The sequence below is a fragment of the Cobetia sp. UCD-24C genome, assembly GCF_001306765.1.
In the GTDB taxonomy this organism is placed as follows: domain Bacteria; phylum Pseudomonadota; class Gammaproteobacteria; order Pseudomonadales; family Halomonadaceae; genus Cobetia; species Cobetia amphilecti.
Genome location: NZ_LJTD01000002.1, coordinates 14,838 through 32,432, shown reverse-complemented (window position 1 = coordinate 32,432; position 17,595 = coordinate 14,838). Strand labels below are relative to the sequence as shown.

Sequence of the window (17,595 nt, the reverse complement as noted above, 5' to 3'; positions counted from 1 at the left end):
AACTGCGCCCATCAGGCAAGGTTTCAGGCCAGCGCCGATTCGCTTGTCTTCTGCACGGGTACGCACCGGGTTCTTGCGTGTAGACACCCTGCTCGCAGACCCCTTGCTCACAGAACTTTTGCACGCGGAACCTGATACAGGCTGCGCTTGTGTAAAGGAGGATTGTCATGCGCTCGACTGCTTCCATTGCTCCGCATTCCCTGCTGCGCCTGCCCACGCTGCTGGCCACCGGGCTGCTGCTGGCCGTCACCGCCCTGAGTGCGCCGCTGGCCGTCGCCGAGAGCGAGGCCCCCAAGCCGCAGATCACCAGCCGTCAGCAGGATGACCGCCAGCTACGCGAATACCGCGTCAATGGCCATCTGTATGCCATCGAGATCATCCCCAAGGGCGGCGCGCCCTTCTTCCTGCTCGACAGTGACGGCAACGGCAACTTCATCAAGTCCAGCGTCACCAGTGCCAGCCAGCTCAAGGTGCCCGGCTGGGCACTGAAAAAGTGATAAGCTCGGCATCTGGTTCACGCGACAGCTGAGCCAGCAGCGACAGGCGTCACGCCCGCGGCACATCTCTTGCCCCCGGGCGTGGCGGCATCCTTCCTGCATACCTACAACAACTCCTGTCAGCGCATTGCCGCCGTTTCGCTCCGGCGGCGCGCCACTGGCGGGGCGGACACATTTCGGCGAGAAGAGTCACCCATGGCAGTCTTTACCCCCCTGAGCGACGCTCAGGTCGCAGAATTTCTGGCAGAGTACGACGCAGGCACGCTGACATCGCTTGAGGATGTCGCGCACGGCACCGAGAACTCGACCTTCTTCGTCACCACCGATCGCCGCGAGATGGTGCTGACCCTGTTCGAGCAGGGCGAGCATGCGGAACTGCCCTTCTTCGTCGAGCTGCTCGACTTCCTCGCCAGCCACCAGCTGCCGGTGCCGGGTCCGCTGCACGACCGCGACGGCCAGGCGCTCAAGGTGCTGGCAGGCAAGCCGGCGCTGCTGTTCCCGCGTATGCCGGGCAACTGGCCTGTCTCGCCCAACGTGGCCCAGTGCCGCGAGATCGGCGCGGCGCTGGGGCGCATGCATGCCGTCTCGCAGCATTTCACCGGCCACCGCCCCAACACCCGCGACCTGCACTGGATCAAGCCGATGCACCACAAGGTGCTGGCGTATCTGAGCCCGGAAGACCAGGCGCTGATGGCCGACGAGATCGATGTCTGCGAAGACGTCTTCAGCGGTGTCGAGCTGCCGCAGGGCGCGCTGCACGGTGACCTGTTCCGCGACAACACCCTGTTCGACGGCGATCGTCTCGGCGGCATCATCGACTTCTACAACGGCTGCACCGGCGACCTGATCTTCGATCTGTCGATTCTGGTCAATGACTGGTGCTCCAATGATGATGGCCGTCTGGACCAGGCGCGTTATGACGCCCTGCTCAGTGCCTATCTGGCCGAGCGCCCGATGAACGCCGACGAACGCCGCCTGTGGCCGAGCATGCTGCGCATGACCGCGCTGCGCTATTGGCTGTCACGCCTGCTGGTGGTCTACGTGGACCCGCCCGCCCACAGCCTGACGCCGAAGGACCCGGCACAGTACCGCCAGCTGCTGGGTCGGCGTATCGAGGAAGGCGCTCTGCCGCTGCCCGAGGCCACGCAACCGGCCTGATCGGTACCTTCCGTACTGACCGAGTCGTCAAAGCAATTGCCTGCTGGCCCCCAGCAGGCATAATGCGCCCTCTGAGCGCCCGCATTCCTGCGGGCGTCATTGTCTTCTCCGACGCTGCCCACACCTGTTGAGCACCGCCGGGCTTGCCTTCACGCCGTCCATCTCCGGAGACCGCGATGACCTCCTTTGCAGCCGAAGCACGCCGCACCTACAACATCGACCAGTGGGGCAGCGGCTATTTCGACGTGGGCCAGGATGGCCTGACACTGGTGCGCCCGCATGGCGAGCCGGGCACGCCTGCGCTGCCGCTGATCTCGCTGATCGACAAGGCGCGCGCCCAGGGCCTGCGCCTGCCGCTGCTGGTTCGCTTCGCCGATATCCTGCATGACCGCGTCGAGCAGCTGTGCGCCGCCTTCGATGCCGCCATCAGCTCGCGCGGCTATGGCGCCAGCTACACCGCCGTCTACCCGATCAAGGTCAATCAGCAGCGTCGCGTGGTCGAGGAACTGCTGGCGACCAGCGAGCGCTCACGCGGACGTGTCGGGCTGGAAGCCGGCAGCAAGCCGGAACTGCTCGCCGTGCTGGCGCTGTCGGACAGCGGCCCGTCGGTGATCGTCTGCAATGGCTACAAGGACCGCGAATACGTGCGTCTGGCGCTGATGGGCGAGAAGCTCGGCCACCGCGTGCATCTGGTGGTCGAGAAGGCCAGCGAGCTTGAACTGGTGCTGGAAGAGGCACAGCGCCTGGGCGTGCGTCCGCGCATCGGGCTGCGCGCGCGCCTGGCCACCATCGGCAAGGGCAACTGGCAGAACACCGGCGGCGAGAAGTCCAAGTTCGGCCTGACCGCCAGCCAGATCGTCGCCCTGGTCGAGCGTCTGCGCGAGGTGGATGCGCTGGACTGCCTCAAGCTGGTCCACTTCCATCTTGGCTCCCAGATCGCGGACATCAGCGATATCCAGCGCGGTCTGGCCGAGTGCGCGCGCTTCTATCAGGGCCTGCACGAAGCTGGCGCCGGCGTGGAAATCGTCGATGTCGGCGGCGGCCTGGGCGTGGACTACGAAGGCACGCGCTCGGAAAGCGCCTGCTCGCTCAACTACTCGATGCGCGAATACGCCGACTACGTGGTCGGCGCCTTCCACGCCGTCTGTGATGCCCATGACCTGCCGCATCCACACATCATCTCCGAATCCGGCCGCGCCCTGACCGCTCATCATGCGGTGCTGGTGACGGACGTGATCGGCGAGGAGCGCGTGAATCTGCCGCTGCCCGCACGCCGCGAGGACGATGCCCAGATCGCCGCGCTGTGGGCGCAGGCTGCACGACTGGAAGGACAGCTGGAGCCGCGTGAGCTGGTGGAGATCTACCACGCCGTGGTGCATGCCCAGCATCAGGTGCAGGAGCGCTTCGTGATGGGGCTGGCCAGCATCGCCATCCGCGCCGAGGCCGAAGCCATCTACACCAACGTGTGTCGCAGCCTGGCCGGGCGTCTCGATGCGCGTCAGCGTTCGCACCGCGCGGTGCTCGATGAGCTCAACGAGAAGCTGGCCGACAAGCTGTTCGTCAACTTCTCGCTGTTCCAGTCGCTGCCGGACATCTGGGGCATCGAGCAGATCTTCCCGATCCTGCCGCTGACCGGTCTCGACCGCGCGCCGACCCGGCGTGGCGTGATTCAGGACATCACCTGCGACAGCGATGGCCGCATCGACACCTATGTGGATGATCAGGGCCTGGACGCCACCCTGCCGCTGCCGGAATGGCATGCCGATGAAGAGAAGCTGCTCGGCTTCTTCATGGTCGGCGCCTATCAGGAAATCCTCGGCGACCTGCACAACCTGTTCGGCGATACCGATTCCGTAGATGCCAGCCTCGACGATGATGGCCAGTGGCAGCTTTCTCATGCGATTCAGGGTGATAGCGTGGCGCAGGTGCTGCGTTACGTGAACTTCGACCCGGAGCAGCTGGCCGCACGCCTCGCGCGTCAGCTCAAGTCATCCAACCTGAATGCGCTGGAACAGGCAGACCTGCTCGAAGACCTGAAGGCCGGTCTCGACGGCTATACCTACCTGGAGAGCTGAGACACTGCCGAGGCTCGGGCCCTGGCTCAATGAACCGAGTTTGGAAGGATCAGGTTCGGAAGGATTGGCCCGGATAGCAAAAGCTAAAGTCCAGACAGCAAAAGCCCCTGCCGGTGACCCGGCAGGGGCTTTTCTGTTTTAACCCGCTCAGAGCTGTTTTCAACCCGCTCAGGGCTGTTTTCAACTCGCTCAGCGCTGCTGTCTACTCGCTTAGGGCTGCTGTCTACTCACTCAAGGCTGTCTCAGCCCCAGACGTCATGCCACGCCGCGCGTGCGCGTCTCGATGCGCAACAGCTCGCCGCTGCCATCCGGGGCATCCAGCGACAGTGCCAGCGCCTGATCCGGATTCAGCTCGCCGACGCCTTCCGGCGTGCCGGTCAGCACCACATCGCCGGGCAGCAGGGTGAAGCTGTGGCTGATCTCACTGAGCAGGCGCGCGACGGGGAACAGCATCAGGCTGGTATCCGCCTGCTGGCGCTGCTCGCCGTCGATGGCGAAGCGATAGTGCAGCGCCTGGAAATCCACGCTGTGCAGCTCGCCATCGGCATCGCACCAACGCGGTCCTTCCAGCGCCACGAAGGAAGACAACGGACAGCTGCCATCGAAGGCCTTGGCCAGCTCCCACGGCTGGCCCTTGGCCTTGAGCTTGCTCTGGCGCTCACGCAGGGTCAGGTCCAGTGCCAGGCCCATGCCGGCCAGTGCTTCCAGCGCCTCTGCTTCGCTGGCTTCACACAGCGGCTTGCCGATCAGCAGCGCCAGCTCGGCCTCATAGTGGTACTGGCCGCGACGCCGCGAGATCGCCAATGGCTTGTCCATCGGCGTCACACTGGTGGCGGGCTTGATGAACAACAGCGGCTCGCTGGGCACTTCATTGCCGAGCTCCGCGGCATGGGCGGCGTAATTGCGGCCGACACAGACCACCTTGCCGAGGTCATGAGCGAAGACGCGACCATCGCTGAAACGCGGGGTGAAACGCTGAGCAAGCGGCATGCAGAACTCCTGTCGGGGCGTGATGGAGGATCAATGAGAGACGATCAATGAGAGATATCGCAATGATACGTCGCCCCGACAGCCTGCCACTACCACACCAACGTCCGAGATTTCGCCGCCTGAGCGCAACCCGGCGTTGTGCAGTTCAGTCCACTTCCGTCTTCAAAGCGCAGCTTTCAAGCTCGGTCTTCAACTTCAGTTTTCAAGCTCAGTCTTCAAGTTCGTCCCAGCCGCCGTCGAGACGGTGCGCCAGAAATTCCGGGCGCGGACGCGCGGCGGCAAAGGGTGCCTGCATCGCGTTGTCGACACGGTTGTAGACGAAGAAGGCGTTGCTGCGCGGGTCCGGCGACATGTTGGCGTTGGAGCCATGCAGCGTATTGCAGTCGAACATCAACAGGCCACCGGCGGCGCCGGTCGGCGCTTCGATACCACGTTCGGCGATCAGCTCGCTCAGTGCTTCACGCGAGGGCACACCGACCTTCTGGGTCTGCAGGGATGACTTGTGGTTGTCATCCGGCGTCTCGCCCAGGCAATGCACGAAGACTTCATGCGAGCCGGGGATCAGCATCAGCGGACCATTGAAGTGGTGATTGTCGGTCAGGATGATCGAGGCGCTGACCGCGCGCATCTCCGGCATGCCATCCTCGGCGTGCCAGGTCTCGAAGTCCGAGTGCCAGTTGAAGCCCTTGCCCTCGAAGCCCGGCTTGTAGTTGATGCGCGACTGGTGGAGATAGACATCGCCCCCCAGGATCTGGCGCGCGCGATCGACCAGGCGCGGGTCTTCTGCCAGTTGGCGGAAGCGCTCGGACAGGAAGTGCACGGCGAAGATGGAACGAATCTCGCGGCTCTTGGGCTCGGTGATGGTGAAATCACGCCCCTGCCACTCTTCGTTGTCGAGCAGCGCTGCCAGCTCGGTCTTCAGCGCCTCGACTTCCTCCGGCGCCAGGAATTCCGGCTCGAACAGGAAGCCGTCACTCTTGAAACGCTTGAGCTGCTCGGCGCCCAACGGCCCCTCATCGGCACGCGAATGCACGACGGGCTCGCGGCGCTTCTGCCACAGATGCTCCGGCGGCTGGCTCAGGCGCGTCGGATAGGCGTCTCTCGAGTGATCGGAGCCTCGGTCGCTGCCCGACTTGTCGAGATAGGCTTCCGGCGCCTGATCACGGTCGGCATTGGTCTGACGGGCGTCCAGCTGCTGATTGGAGGCTTCTGCAGCGGCGCTGACGTTGCCACCATCGGTCTGCTCATGTTGGCGTTGCTTGGATGAAAGAGCAGAAGTGGCGTTGTACGAGGTCATATGGCGTGAAGCTGTCATCATGCTCTCCTTAAGGCATCAATGTCTTGCATTGAGGAAAGTGGAATCTGGCGTTCTAGCATGCGGCTTGCCCGCACTGTCCCACCTATGGGCCATACAACAGACTTCAACCCCGAGATTCATGAAATAAGCATAGAGATCTGATCCACAAGATCGTTAAAAGACCATCCAATCTCACACCACACCCGCCATCACCCTTCTCAAGAAAACATGAGGCTGCCTGTGCCTCGCGGATGACAAATTCCTTCAGTCATCCCCTCTCGCCAGTCCCGACTCATCCTGTTGCCACGAACTCTCATCTTCCGTGAGACAAGCGGCTTAATCAGCGACTCATCACTGGCACCACGCCCGTGGTATTTCCCCTCACTTCGCTTCGCCATTTGCAAAACGCATCGCACGCAACATTGCGCATTAATGCGTAAGTGTCTGTGAAATATTGTGAAATTGTTTGGCACGCTTCATGCCCCTTAGAAAACACGGCAGAACAACTGATAGAGACATATCAGAGAAAAAATAACGGCGCAGGATCATGCGTCACACCAGGGGAACTTCCAGCATGTTTAAGCCACGGATATGCATGGCCGCTTGCATGGCCACAGTGCTGGGGGGCTGCGCAGCTGTCGAACCGAAATTCGACAATGTCGAACCGGTCGTAGGGCCACCAGTCACCTCAAACAACACCCCATATAGCGAATGCCTCGTATCACTCAGCCGGGTGCAAGGTGCCACCAACCTGCCTGTGATTGCAGTGGGTCAGGTGACGGACAAGACCGGTCAACGCAGCTACTCCACCGTGACAGAGAGCGCTGCCGTGACCCAGGGCGTATCCGAGATGCTGATAAGTGCCCTCTACAAGACTCGCAAGGTACATCTTACCGAGCGTCTCGATGTGCGAGTCCCGCTGGCAGAGCAGCAACTTTTCGAGCAGAAGGCATTGGCTTATACCCCCCGAAACCTCGCGGTACTTCCTTCGCATTTCGTGGTTCTCGGTGCACTGACAGAGCTCAATTACAACATTTCAAGCGGCGGTGCCCGCCTGTTCGTCAGCGGAATCGGGGCCGGACTGCGCACTGCAGTCATCAACGTCGGCCTGGACCTGCGCATGGTCGATATCCGCACCTTCCGCACCGTCTATGTCACCAGCCTGCAGAAGCAGGTGGTGGGTTACGAAGTCGAAGCCGGCATCTACCGCTTCTTCGGCAATCAGTTGATCGAGTTTGATTCCGGCGCAGTGCGCAATGAACCACTGCAGCTGGGGGTGAGATCAGTCGTGGAGATGGGCGCGTATCAGCTTCTGACTGAAGGCTTGGGGCTTCCTGTACCTGCGGGACAGGAATGCGCGCTTCACCCGGGCCAGCATGTTGCAGACGACGATAGCAACACGCAGCAAGTGGCCGCAGCCAATACCAGCAGCAATGCAGCAAGTGGCAATGAAGCAGTCGCAACACCGTTGCAAGCAACACCCGCATCAGAAGTACCGGCAGCATCCAGCGCAGCACAATAAGTCAACATTCATGAGGAACATGACAATGACTACCTATAATAAGCTCGCAGTCGCCATCGGTCTCGCAAGCGGCATGATGATGGCAAGCCAGGCCCACGCCTTCGGAACAGTAAATTGGTATTGGGGCGGCGTTGTTACAACGGATGTCAACATCGATGTAGATTACGACCCAGGATTCCAAGATCCAGGTGGCCTGGTGATGGTGGAAAGCCTACAGACACAAGTGGGGGATGTCTCATCCACTGCTACTGTCAACAACGTCACATATGGCACAACTATGTTGGGTGACCCAGAAATAGAGGTAGTCTATCCTGACAGTAATAACAGAAGGGGTGGCGGCCATCATGGCGGGGGCCACCATAGCAACCCAGATGTGGAAGTTATTATCAGCTATCCTAACGCGGAATTTAGTGTGGCCAAGTTGGGCGAGCTTGAGAACGTAGCTGCCTCTATAGGGAATAATGCTTCCATAGAAGCTGATGCTATGATCAACCTTCACAATGCCCAGGTTCTCACTGGCACTGACATTGGCGATGATGACCTGATCAGTCGCAGAGGCCACCATGGCGGTTCGAGTGTAGAACTAGAGCCTGCAAATATCTCTTCGTTGGCACAGGTCAGTAATATTCTCAACCTCTCTGTTGACAACTCAGCCACTTCCGTCGGAAATAACCTGTCAGCAACACTCGATACTACCAGCGGTGATGATGTAGAAGTTGATACTTCTTCAAATAGGCATCACCCGCAACCACCGCAAATCGAAACAGTCGATTCTGTCCTGATTGCTGATAACACTCAGTTCAGCTTTGCCAATATCTATTCCACGGCAACTGTGAAGTCTGTAGCGCTTGACCTACCTGCAGCCAATAGCTTCAGTGGGCCTCTCATCAACAACGCGGCCACCTCTGTGGGCAACAACATGTCCATCAGCGTCGGCCCCGTTACTCCGTAAATCCTCAGCAGGCAACCAACACACGCGGGGCGACCCGCGTGTGTTTCAGTACCTGCCGACATCAGAAGTCTCACGCATCAGACACTGCATCTTTCACAGAGCGAAAGGAGCAAGACATGAATGCTTTTACACGTCTCAGCCTGGGGGTCGTCAGCGCGGGGTGCCTGCTGACCACGACTGCCAGCGCCAACTCGTTGATGGGGCCCTTCCCCTACGACTTTCCGGCACGTAGCGCAGAATCCGCCCTGATTCTCTACGAGAGCAAGAAGGCCGGCAGCCTGGGGGAAGGGTCCGATACCAATATCGGGGAATACACCCTCAATACCGGCAGCAGCACCTCGATCGGCAACTGGCAACAGATCGAACAGACGCTGAGTGATGGTTCCACCGGCACCATCGATGGCACGGCGGATCAGTCTGCGGATGGCAGTTCTCAGACATCATCGACTGACTTCACCATCACCCACAACAACGGAGATGAAGAGGAAGACGCCCAGTGATGCACTGCTCGGGACAGTCATCCGTGGGAAGACAGACCGTCAGATACCAGAACTCACCCTTTCAGCGTGAGTAGAGAGTTGGTCAGCCAGGCAAGCGTCGAGACTGAGAAGTCTGCCACTCAGGGGGAGCGGAAAAAACGCACTAAAAGCCGCCATGATCATCTCGCACAAGTCATTAACCTCTATATGGGTACTCGATAAACCCCCAAGACGAACACTCAACGCTGGAGAATCCAGACTCTCCGGTGAGGCTGTCACCAGAAGCAGCCCGACAATTATTCTTTCGCAGCCCGCTCGCACGAAGCGCAGGCAATGCAGAAAGACCAGCAGCAAGGGAACAACACTCATGACCGCACTGAAAGCTCATCAGGCTGCATCATCGGCTACTGCATTGAATCTGGCTGACGATATCTCCACTACCTCGCGGGTAAGGGAACTACCGGTAAAGCGACCTCGCGGTTTTGGGGAGTTTATCGGAGACTCATCGGCCATGCAGACGCTCTATCGCACTCTCATCCAGGTCGCCCACTCGGACGCTCCCATCTTCATCACCGGCGAAAGCGGCAGCGGCAAGGAATTGTGTGCCACTGCCATTCACCGCCATAGCCCGGTACGTGACGGCCCGTTCATCGCCGTCAATTGTGCCGCCATTCCGGCAGAGCTGCTGGAGTCGCAATTGTTCGGACATGTGCGCGGGGCTTTCACGGGGGCCGTGAGCGCCCAGCAGGGGCTCGCCGTGGCGGCAGATGGGGGGACGCTGTTTCTCGATGAGATCGCGGAGCTGCCATTACCCTTGCAGAGCAAGCTGCTGCGCTTCCTGCAGACAGGACAGGTAATGCCGGTGGGTGCCACGCGCACGGTAGAGGTCAATTGCCGCATCGTGTGCGCCACGCATCAGAACCCGCGGGTACTGGTCGATACTCACCGCTTCCGGGAAGACCTCTTCTATCGTCTGCACGTCATCCCGCTGAAGGTGCCGCCGCTGCGCGAGCGCGGTCAGGATATCCTGGAGATCGCCACCGGACTGTTGGGGCGCATGGCAGGCCACGAAGGCAAGCGCTTCACACGACTCAGTGCGTGCGCCGAGCGTCAGCTGCTGGCCCATGACTGGCCCGGCAACGTGCGAGAGCTGGAAAACACGCTGCGGCGCGCCATCATCCTCAATGATGGTGAGGTGCTGACGGCCGACATGCTGGACCTGCCCTCCAGCACGGCGCATCGCACGTCGGTCAGCCACAACGCGCCGGAGGACGGCGAGACCACGTTGCGCCCGTTGTGGATGGTCGAACGCGAAGCGATCGAGAGCGTCATCAGCGCCTGTGATGGCAGTATCCCCCGCGCTGCGGCGATACTGGAGATCGCCCCCTCTACCATCTATCGCAAGCGCCTGAGCTGGCTGGCGATGCACCCGGACGAGCCCACCTCGCACTGAGATGAGCGCCGGCCGAGGCGTGCCCGTCGCCCTCCAGACCTTTACTCCAGACGCAGAAAAGCCACCCCGAAGGGTGGCTTTTCTGTTGGCTGCCGAATTCATCCTGCGACTTCATCAGCTAGCCAGAATTGGCTGGGGTACCAGGACTCGAACCTGGGAATGCCGATACCAAAAACCGGTGCCTTACCACTTGGCTATACCCCAATTTGGTGGCCAGAGACGGAATCGAACCGCCGACACGGGGATTTTCAATCCCCTGCTCTACCAACTGAGCTATCTGGCCAACCTGAAGACACAAAAAAAGCCGCCAAGGCGACCTCTATATCGTGTGTTCTTCGCTCATCTACAGAAGCCTGAAGATGGTGCCGGCTAAAGGAGTCGAACCCTCGACCTACTGATTACAAGTCAGTTGCTCTACCAACTGAGCTAAGCCGGCACAAAGAACTCATGATATGAGTCTTCTTACTACGTTACTGCATGTCAGCTGGCTGGGGTACCAGGACTCGAACCTGGGAATGCCGATACCAAAAACCGGTGCCTTACCACTTGGCTATACCCCAACACTTGGTGGCCAGAGACGGAATCGAACCGCCGACACGGGGATTTTCAATCCCCTGCTCTACCAACTGAGCTATCTGGCCCTTGCCAACGAGGACGTATTAAATAGAAAACCTTTCCCGACGTCAACCCTTGCTTATCAAGAATTTGGCGTCGTAATTCGCCTTCCGCCGTCCTCGCCGTCCACTCAGACTTCGTAGCCCTGTCCGCCCTGCGATTCACCCTTGGCGGCGGCGTCCGTCGGCACGAAACCTTCGGCCTGGTCCGTCTCCTGGTTGTTGAAGAAGCGATCCATCTGCTCCATCAGATAGCGACGGCTGTCGGCATCCATCATGTTGAGATGTTTCTCGTTGATCAGACGCGTCTGCAGCGCCTGCCACTCTTCCCATGCCTGCTTCGAGACGTTGGCCCAGATATCCTGGCCCTTCTCGCCCGGCAGCGGCGGAAAATCGAGACCCGGCAGGTCCTGGTCATACTTGCGGCAATGTACGGTGCGCATGGGTAACTCCGTAAGAGAACTGGATGTCAGTGTGGATGAGCGCCGAGCCTTCGCCAGACGCCTTTACTGTTGCCTCATTCTCGCACGCTTGAGCCGCTTTGCCCCAGACGTGCGGCCGATGCCGACGCCAGCAAGGCCTCACAGGCCGAACAGATCATCCGTGCAGCGCGCCAGCAGCGCCTTGACCGGCGCCGGCAGGCCCACGGCGTCCGGCGCGGCAGGGTCGACGAAGCGGCGGTCGGCGGCTGACTCGTTGACGCTCTCGGCCGCTTGAGCTGGCGCAAGCCCTGCCTCCCCCAGCTGTACCGGCTGTGGCGTGATGGTCAGCCGGAAGTGGCTGAAGACATGTTCGAAACTTGCCAGTGGCGCCTCCAGATGGGCGCCGCGGGCTTCGCGAGCGACCCATTCCCGCGCAGCCTCGCGGTCCTCGACCAGTGGCGGCGCCCACAGACCACCCCAGATGCCCGTCGGTGGACGGCGCTCCAGCAGGATCTTCCCCGCCGCATCGCTGACCAGCAACATCAGCGTCTGACGCGTCGGAATGGCCTTCTTGGGCTTGCTCTCGGGGAAGCGCTTCTCTTCGCCACGCGCATGCGCCACGCAGACCTCCTCGAAGGGGCAACGCGCGCAATCCGGCTTGCTGCCGCGCGTGCACAGGGTGGCCCCGAGATCCATCATCGCCTGGGTCCAGTCCGCCAGCCGCACCTGCGGCGTGTAGCGCTCCGCCAGCGTCCACAGCTTGCGCTCCACCGCCGGGCGTCCCGGCCAGCCCTCCACGGCATGCAGGCGTGCCAACACGCGCTTGACGTTGCCATCGAGAATCGGCGCCCGCTGTCCGGTGCTGATACTGATGATCGCCCCGGCGGTCGAACGCCCGATGCCCGGCAAGGCCGACAGTGCCTCGACACTCTCGACCGGGAAGGCGCCGTCGTGCTCATTCACGACCTGCTGCGCGGCCTTGTGCAGATTGCGCGCCCGCGCGTAGTAGCCAAGGCCCGTCCACAGGTGCAGCACGTCGTCGATATCCGCCGCCGCCAGCGCCGCGACATCCGGGAAGCGCTCCATGAAGCGGGCGTAGTACGGCAGCACCGTCGCGACCTGGGTCTGCTGGAGCATGATCTCCGAGACCCACACGCGATACGGCGTGGTGTTCTCCTGCCAGGGCAGATGCTTGCGGCCATGCTCATCGAACCAGTCGAACACGCGCGCCTGAAACGCCTCGGGGCTCAGGGCGATGTCTTCGAGGCCGGGTGTGGCGTGGCTCTCGGGAGCTGTCACGTCTGGCGTGGCAGCAGTGTCAGGTCGCGCCATCAAAACTTCCTCTGCTCGCGCCATGGTTGACGCCATGGCCTGGGCTCAAACGGCAGCACGCCAGCCCCGAGGAGCTGGCGTGCCGGTCTTGCTGCGAAGGGAGCGCGTGATCAGTTGAACAGCCCCTGAATCGCGCCCTTCAGCTTGTCGCTGGCGCCTTCGCCCAGCTTGTCGTCGATCTTCTTGCGGGTATCTTCGTCGAGCTTCTCATCCAGCTTCTCGCTGACCTTCTCGCCCGCCTTGCGCTTGGCTTCATCCTTGGCCAGTTCCGCTGCGGCACTCTGGAAGCCTTTCTGATCGAAGCCACACCACTCGCCCGGCTCACCGCTCAGGTTGCCCTGACACTGCACCGGGAAGCGCAGCTTGATCAGACGCGGATTGACCTCACAGGCCGCGTCATCCGCGCCCTCGATGAAGCGCGCCGCCACGTTGTAGTCGAAGGCCTCGGTCGGCAGGTTGAGCTGGCCCTTGCCGTCCAGCGCGATGCCCGGGATCGCCAGGGCGAGATCCTGATTGCTGATCACGCCATTGGTGACTGTGAAGCTGCCCTGCGCACGCTCCAGCGGCGTATTGGCCTTCCACTCGCGCGAGGAGGTCTTGCCACTCAGCGTCGCCACGGCAGTGCACATCTCCTTGGAGATATTGACGTCGAGCACCTCGCCATTGCGAATCTCGAAGTTGCCCTTGCCGTTCAGATTGCGCTTGATGCTGTCGATCTGATTGGTGCTGGTGGTGTAGTCACCATTGAGCGTCAGGCGACCGCGCAGGATATCCTTCTGCTCCGGCGCCAGCGCCTTGAGGAACGGCGCGATATCCAGATTGGTCAGCTTCTCGCCGAAGCTCATGCTCAGCGGTGTCTTGCGGCTGTCGATGCGTGCATTGGCCGCCAGCGAGCCGCCATAGAGGCTGGCCGTCAGGCTATCGAGCTGCTGCACACCCGGCTGACCGGATAGCTTGGCGGTCACCTTGCTCATCTCGAGCCCCGAGGCGATCAGCGTGCCGATATCCAGCTGCCCCTGAAGGCCCAGCGTCTTGAGCAATGCCACCGGCAGCAGCTCCGCGTCACCATCGGCCGCATAGACCGGCGCGATCACGCCCGCCGTAAGCGCTTCCCCCAGGCTTGCCGTCTTCTCGTCTGCGCCCGCCGGTGCCAGGTAGTCATCGAGATTGAGCGCGTCGACATCCAGATCGAAGGTGATCTGCGAGGCATCGAAGGACGAGCCGAGGCGCCCGTTGATGGTGGTGTCATCCAGCGCCATCACCAGGTTGGTCAGCTGCACCTGCGACATGTCGCCCTTGAACGGGCTGGAGAAGGCCAGTGAGGTCAGCGCGCTGCTCTTGGCAGTCTGCGGCGCCTCCATGCCGACACGCGTCATCCACGCCTTGGGCGACAGCGGTGCCAGCTTGAACTGACCGGAATAGCTGAGCGCATCGCCGGTGATGTCCTTGGCCTTGAGCGCCCCGCTGAGGCGAAGGTCACTGCCGGAGGTCAGCAGCAGGTTCTCGAGATTCGCCGTACCCGCCGCCAGGTCCGCTTCGGCACCGAAGGTGGCTTTCAGCGGCAGGGCCTTGTCACCCAGCGCGGCCTGATGGAGCGTCGCATCCAGCTCGGCGCCATCGGCCAGATACAGCTGCTTGTCGGTATCCAGCGTCAGGGTGTCGATGTCCAGCGCCACGCTCTGGTCCTTGTCACCCAGCGACGGCATGCGCGTGGTGGTATCCAGGCTCACGCCGGTCAGCACATGACGGCCGCCCTGCAGGTCCAGCGCCACCTTGCCATCGAGGCTGACGGTGCTCTGAAGTTCCGGCTCACGCCCATCGGCCACGAACGACAGCTCGACCGGGAAGGCCTTGTCGGGGCTGACGTTGGAGGACGTCAACGCCACGTCATTGAGCGTCATGTCGAGCCCGCTGGCCGCGTCCTGATAGGCGATCTGACCATTGGTGACCTGCACCGAGGCGATATCGAGATTGACCGCCATGCTGCCGGCGCCATTCTGCACCGACGGGGTCGTGTCATCCGCCAGCGCCACACCGGCGCTCTTGGCCGGCGGCAGCGCTTCATCCGCCGCGCCACTGTCGGCGGCCGTCGCCGCATGCTCGAGCAGGCTTTCCCAGTTGCCACGCCCCTGTGCATCACGCTCGAGCGCCAGCTTGAGGCCGTCGAGGAAGACGCCTTCGACTTCGACTTCACCGCTCAGCAGTGGCGTGAAGGACACGCCGACTTCCGCGCGGGTAAAGGAGGCAAACGGTGACTGGTCACGTTCCTGCTCCGGCAGCCAGGCTTCGGCGTCCTCGACACTGACGCCGAGACGCGGATAGAAGGACCAGTCCAGCGGGCCGTTCAGGGCCAGTTCCAGCCCCGCCTGGTCCTTGACCGCCTTGACCAGTCGCGGCTTGAGATCATTCGGATCGAGGAAGGTGGTGACATAGATCACCCCTGCCACGACCACCAACGCCAGTACTCCGACGATGGCCAGCAAGGCTCTGAACAGTGCTTTCATCTGCGTCCTCCCTTTGACACGATGAGAATTGCTACGGTGCCCTCACTCCAGAGGGCAGCACATGGAATGGCGCTGGGAACTCGTGGCATCAGGCGATGCCCTTTCTCCCGCTCATCATCTAGCTCGAGCGCTGCGCGCCATCCTCCCGCACAGCGAGACAGCCTCAAGACAGAAATGATGATGACACAGCCGGTGGACAGGTCGCGTTGACGTCAGTTCCGCATCCGGCAACGACCGGGTTCACTCCTGCGCCAGCACGAAGCCGTCGCGGGCGGGGTCTCGCACATAGCCCAGACGTGATACCAGCAGCTCGTCGGCCAGGGTCAATCCCTGACTCGGCACGACCAGTAGACGCTGGGCACTGGCCGCTTCCAGCGACAGCAGCGCCATCAGACGCGTACCGACACCGCGTCGACGCGTGCTCTTGCGCACGCAGCAATGGCTGATCTTCCAGGCATCGCCTTCATCCTCGCAGAGTAGCGCGCCGATATGACGATCGTTGAAGAAGGCGCTGCAGAAGCGGTGTCCCGCGGCGAGATTGGCCTGAATGAAGTCATCCGGGGCGAGCGGGAGACGCTCACTGGGGGCTTCGTGATAGATACGCGACAGATCGATACGGACTTGCTCATCGGTTTGCCAGCGTGCGTGATCGATCATCTGAAGAGTGACCGGCATGGTGAGATCCTCGCCCGCGATATGAATGCCCGCCATTGTAGCGGATGCCATTGTCCTTTCTCTATAATGACGGGTCGGGCAGGCACAAAGACGACGCGCCTGCCGCCGATCAAGCGCCCCGCCGACGGCTCTTTGCCGTCGTCAATGCCCTGATCACGATTTCGATTGCGACATCACATGACAATAACCACATGATGCGCACTTCCCGGCCGGACTGGACACACGCCTCTCATACCAAAGGCCCCAGACTGCGCCCAGACCCCATCGGCCCCGAAGCCGCTGATGGCGTCACCGACCGCTGGAGAGACATCATGGTAGAGCGTATCGCCGAAGTTCATCGCAACACCTCGGAAACCAAGATCCGGGTCCGCATCAATCTGGACGGTGAAGGCAAGCTGAGCGCCAACACTGGCGTGCCCTTCCTCGAACACATGATGGACCAGATCGCCCGTCACGGCGTGATCGACATCGAGGTCGACTGCGATGGCGACCTGCATATCGATGACCACCACACCGTCGAGGACATCGGCATCACCCTGGGTCAGGCCTTCGCGCAGGCGCTGGGCAACAAGGCCGGCATCCGCCGTTACGGCCATGCCTACGTGCCGCTGGATGAAGCCCTGTCTCGCGTGGTGATCGACTTCTCCGGTCGTCCGGGCCTGTTCATGCAGTGCGAGTTCACCCGCGGCAACATCGGTCGCTTCGATACCCAGCTGTTCTGGGAATTCTTCCAGGGCTTCGTCAATCACGCTGGCGCCACCCTGCATATCGACAACCTCAAGGGCTTCAATGCCCACCACCAGGCCGAGACCATCTTCAAGGCCTTCGGTCGTGCCGTGCGCATGGCGGTGGAAGAGGACGAGCGCATGGGAGGCCGTATCGCCTCCACCAAGGGCTCGCTGTAAACGAATGATCCGGGCGCCAGACGCCTGACATCCAGCGCCGGAGCCTGCTCCGGCCTTCGGGAGAAAGACATGACGATTGCCGTCATCGACTATGGCATGGGCAACCTGCACTCCGTCGCCAAGGCGCTTGAGCACGTGGCCGACGAGAATGTCGTGATCACCAGCGACCCGCGCGCCATCCGCGGAGCCACCCGCGTGGTGCTGCCCGGCCAGGGCGCCATCCGTGATTGCATGGGCGAGCTTGAACGCGCCGAGCTGCGCGGTCTGGTCGGCGAGCTGCTGAGCAACCACAGCAAGCCGCTGCTGGGCGTATGCGTCGGTCAGCAGATGCTGATGGAGCGCAGCGAAGAGAATGGTGGCATCGATTGCCTCGCCTACTTCAAGGGCGACGTGAAACGCTTCGATGACCAGCAGCTGGACGAGCACGGCCAGCGCCTCAAGGTGCCGCACATGGGCTGGAACCATGTCGCGCACACCCAGGGCCACGCGCTGTGGGAAGGCATCGAGGACAACTCGCGCTTCTACTTCGTGCACAGCTTCTATGTGTCGGCCAGCGAGCGCTCCAAGGTCTACGGCGCCACGCACTACGCCGGTGCCGAGGCGCACGTCGCCATCGGTGAGGGCAGCCTGTTCGCGGTGCAGTTCCACCCGGAGAAGAGCGCGGCCGCCGGCCTCAAGCTGCTCGAGAACTTCGTCCGCTGGCAGCCCTGAAGGCTCGCC

15 protein-coding genes and 5 tRNA genes are annotated in these 17,595 nt (G+C 61.8%); 9 read left to right on the top strand and 11 right to left on the bottom strand.

Going from position 1 to position 17,595, the window contains the following annotated elements:
* Positions 1 to 167 precede the first annotated feature (167 nt).
* The 3 genes from AOG28_RS02490 (at position 168) to speA (ending at position 3,730) form a co-directional block, all read left to right on the top strand.
* On the top strand, positions 168 to 497 hold the full coding sequence (locus tag AOG28_RS02490) for a DUF2782 domain-containing protein (RefSeq protein ID WP_082388170.1): 330 nt from the start codon (positions 168 to 170) through the stop codon (positions 495 to 497).
* Positions 498 to 692: 195 nt separating this feature from the next.
* Positions 693 to 1,655, top strand: a complete 963-nt coding sequence (locus tag AOG28_RS02485; RefSeq protein ID WP_054555225.1) for a homoserine kinase — start codon at positions 693 to 695, stop codon at positions 1,653 to 1,655.
* 176 nt (positions 1,656 to 1,831) lie between these two features.
* Positions 1,832 to 3,730, top strand: a complete 1,899-nt coding sequence (gene speA / locus AOG28_RS02480; RefSeq protein WP_054555224.1) for a biosynthetic arginine decarboxylase — start codon at positions 1,832 to 1,834, stop codon at positions 3,728 to 3,730.
* Between the two features lie 255 nt (positions 3,731 to 3,985).
* Here the strand turns inward: speA and AOG28_RS02475 are convergent, their stop codons facing one another.
* Together AOG28_RS02475 and thpD are read right to left on the bottom strand one after the other, a co-directional pair.
* Positions 3,986 to 4,720 carry a fumarylacetoacetate hydrolase family protein gene (locus AOG28_RS02475; RefSeq protein ID WP_054555223.1) on the bottom strand — a complete coding sequence of 245 codons (735 nt, stop codon included), beginning with the start codon at positions 4,718 to 4,720 and terminating at the stop codon, positions 3,986 to 3,988.
* A gap of 208 nt (positions 4,721 to 4,928) precedes the next feature.
* Positions 4,929 to 6,035, bottom strand: a complete 1,107-nt coding sequence (thpD, locus tag AOG28_RS02470) for an ectoine hydroxylase (RefSeq protein WP_318833289.1) — start codon at positions 6,033 to 6,035, stop codon at positions 4,929 to 4,931.
* Between the two features lie 589 nt (positions 6,036 to 6,624).
* Here thpD and AOG28_RS02465 point away from each other — a divergent pair.
* The 4 genes from AOG28_RS02465 (at position 6,625) to AOG28_RS02450 (ending at position 10,423) form a co-directional block, all read left to right on the top strand.
* Positions 6,625 to 7,539: a CsgG/HfaB family protein gene (locus AOG28_RS02465; protein ID WP_225996534.1), complete on the top strand. Its 915-nt coding sequence runs from the start codon at positions 6,625 to 6,627 to the stop codon at positions 7,537 to 7,539.
* A gap of 25 nt (positions 7,540 to 7,564) precedes the next feature.
* Positions 7,565 to 8,491 (top strand): hypothetical protein, encoded by a 927-nt coding sequence (locus AOG28_RS18080; protein WP_152965312.1) that lies wholly within the window; start codon positions 7,565 to 7,567, stop codon positions 8,489 to 8,491.
* 116 nt (positions 8,492 to 8,607) lie between these two features.
* Positions 8,608 to 8,991 (top strand): hypothetical protein, encoded by a 384-nt coding sequence (locus tag AOG28_RS02455; RefSeq protein ID WP_054555221.1) that lies wholly within the window; start codon positions 8,608 to 8,610, stop codon positions 8,989 to 8,991.
* A 154-nt stretch (positions 8,992 to 9,145) separates the two neighbouring features.
* Entirely contained in the window at positions 9,146 to 10,423 is a 1,278-nt protein-coding gene (locus tag AOG28_RS02450) for a sigma-54 interaction domain-containing protein (protein WP_082388167.1), read from the top strand.
* A 129-nt stretch (positions 10,424 to 10,552) separates the two neighbouring features.
* On the opposite strand, the gene AOG28_RS02445 is transcribed toward AOG28_RS02450, so the two are convergent.
* The 9 genes from AOG28_RS02445 to AOG28_RS02405 form a co-directional block, all read right to left on the bottom strand.
* Positions 10,553 to 10,627: transfer RNA gene (locus AOG28_RS02445), tRNA-Gln, on the bottom strand.
* Between the two features lie 3 nt (positions 10,628 to 10,630).
* Positions 10,631 to 10,706 (bottom strand) — tRNA-Phe (locus AOG28_RS02440).
* 77 nt (positions 10,707 to 10,783) lie between these two features.
* Positions 10,784 to 10,859, bottom strand: a tRNA-Thr gene (locus AOG28_RS02435).
* Positions 10,860 to 10,908: 49 nt separating this feature from the next.
* Positions 10,909 to 10,983 (bottom strand) — tRNA-Gln (locus tag AOG28_RS02430).
* A 5-nt stretch (positions 10,984 to 10,988) separates the two neighbouring features.
* Positions 10,989 to 11,064: transfer RNA gene (locus AOG28_RS02425), tRNA-Phe, on the bottom strand.
* Between the two features lie 104 nt (positions 11,065 to 11,168).
* Positions 11,169 to 11,480 carry an oxidative damage protection protein gene (locus AOG28_RS02420; protein ID WP_054555219.1) on the bottom strand — a complete coding sequence of 104 codons (312 nt, stop codon included), beginning with the start codon at positions 11,478 to 11,480 and terminating at the stop codon, positions 11,169 to 11,171.
* A 138-nt stretch (positions 11,481 to 11,618) separates the two neighbouring features.
* Positions 11,619 to 12,791 (bottom strand): A/G-specific adenine glycosylase, encoded by a 1,173-nt coding sequence (gene mutY / locus AOG28_RS02415; RefSeq protein WP_082388166.1) that lies wholly within the window; start codon positions 12,789 to 12,791, stop codon positions 11,619 to 11,621.
* A gap of 110 nt (positions 12,792 to 12,901) precedes the next feature.
* Positions 12,902 to 15,295, bottom strand: coding sequence for an AsmA family protein (locus AOG28_RS02410; RefSeq protein WP_054555218.1), 2,394 nt, complete (start codon positions 15,293 to 15,295; stop codon positions 12,902 to 12,904).
* A gap of 240 nt (positions 15,296 to 15,535) precedes the next feature.
* Entirely contained in the window at positions 15,536 to 16,021 is a 486-nt protein-coding gene (locus AOG28_RS02405) for an acetyl-CoA sensor PanZ family protein (RefSeq protein ID WP_225347481.1), read from the bottom strand.
* Positions 16,022 to 16,281: 260 nt separating this feature from the next.
* On the opposite strand from AOG28_RS02405, the gene hisB reads away from it, so the two are divergent.
* The gene (gene hisB, locus AOG28_RS02400; protein WP_043336716.1) at positions 16,282 to 16,875 is read left to right on the top strand and encodes an imidazoleglycerol-phosphate dehydratase HisB; all 594 of its coding nucleotides are present in this window, start codon (positions 16,282 to 16,284) and stop codon (positions 16,873 to 16,875) included.
* Positions 16,876 to 16,944: 69 nt separating this feature from the next.
* Positions 16,945 to 17,586: an imidazole glycerol phosphate synthase subunit HisH gene (gene hisH, locus AOG28_RS02395; protein ID WP_054555217.1), complete on the top strand. Its 642-nt coding sequence runs from the start codon at positions 16,945 to 16,947 to the stop codon at positions 17,584 to 17,586.
* Positions 17,587 to 17,595 lie beyond the last annotated feature (9 nt).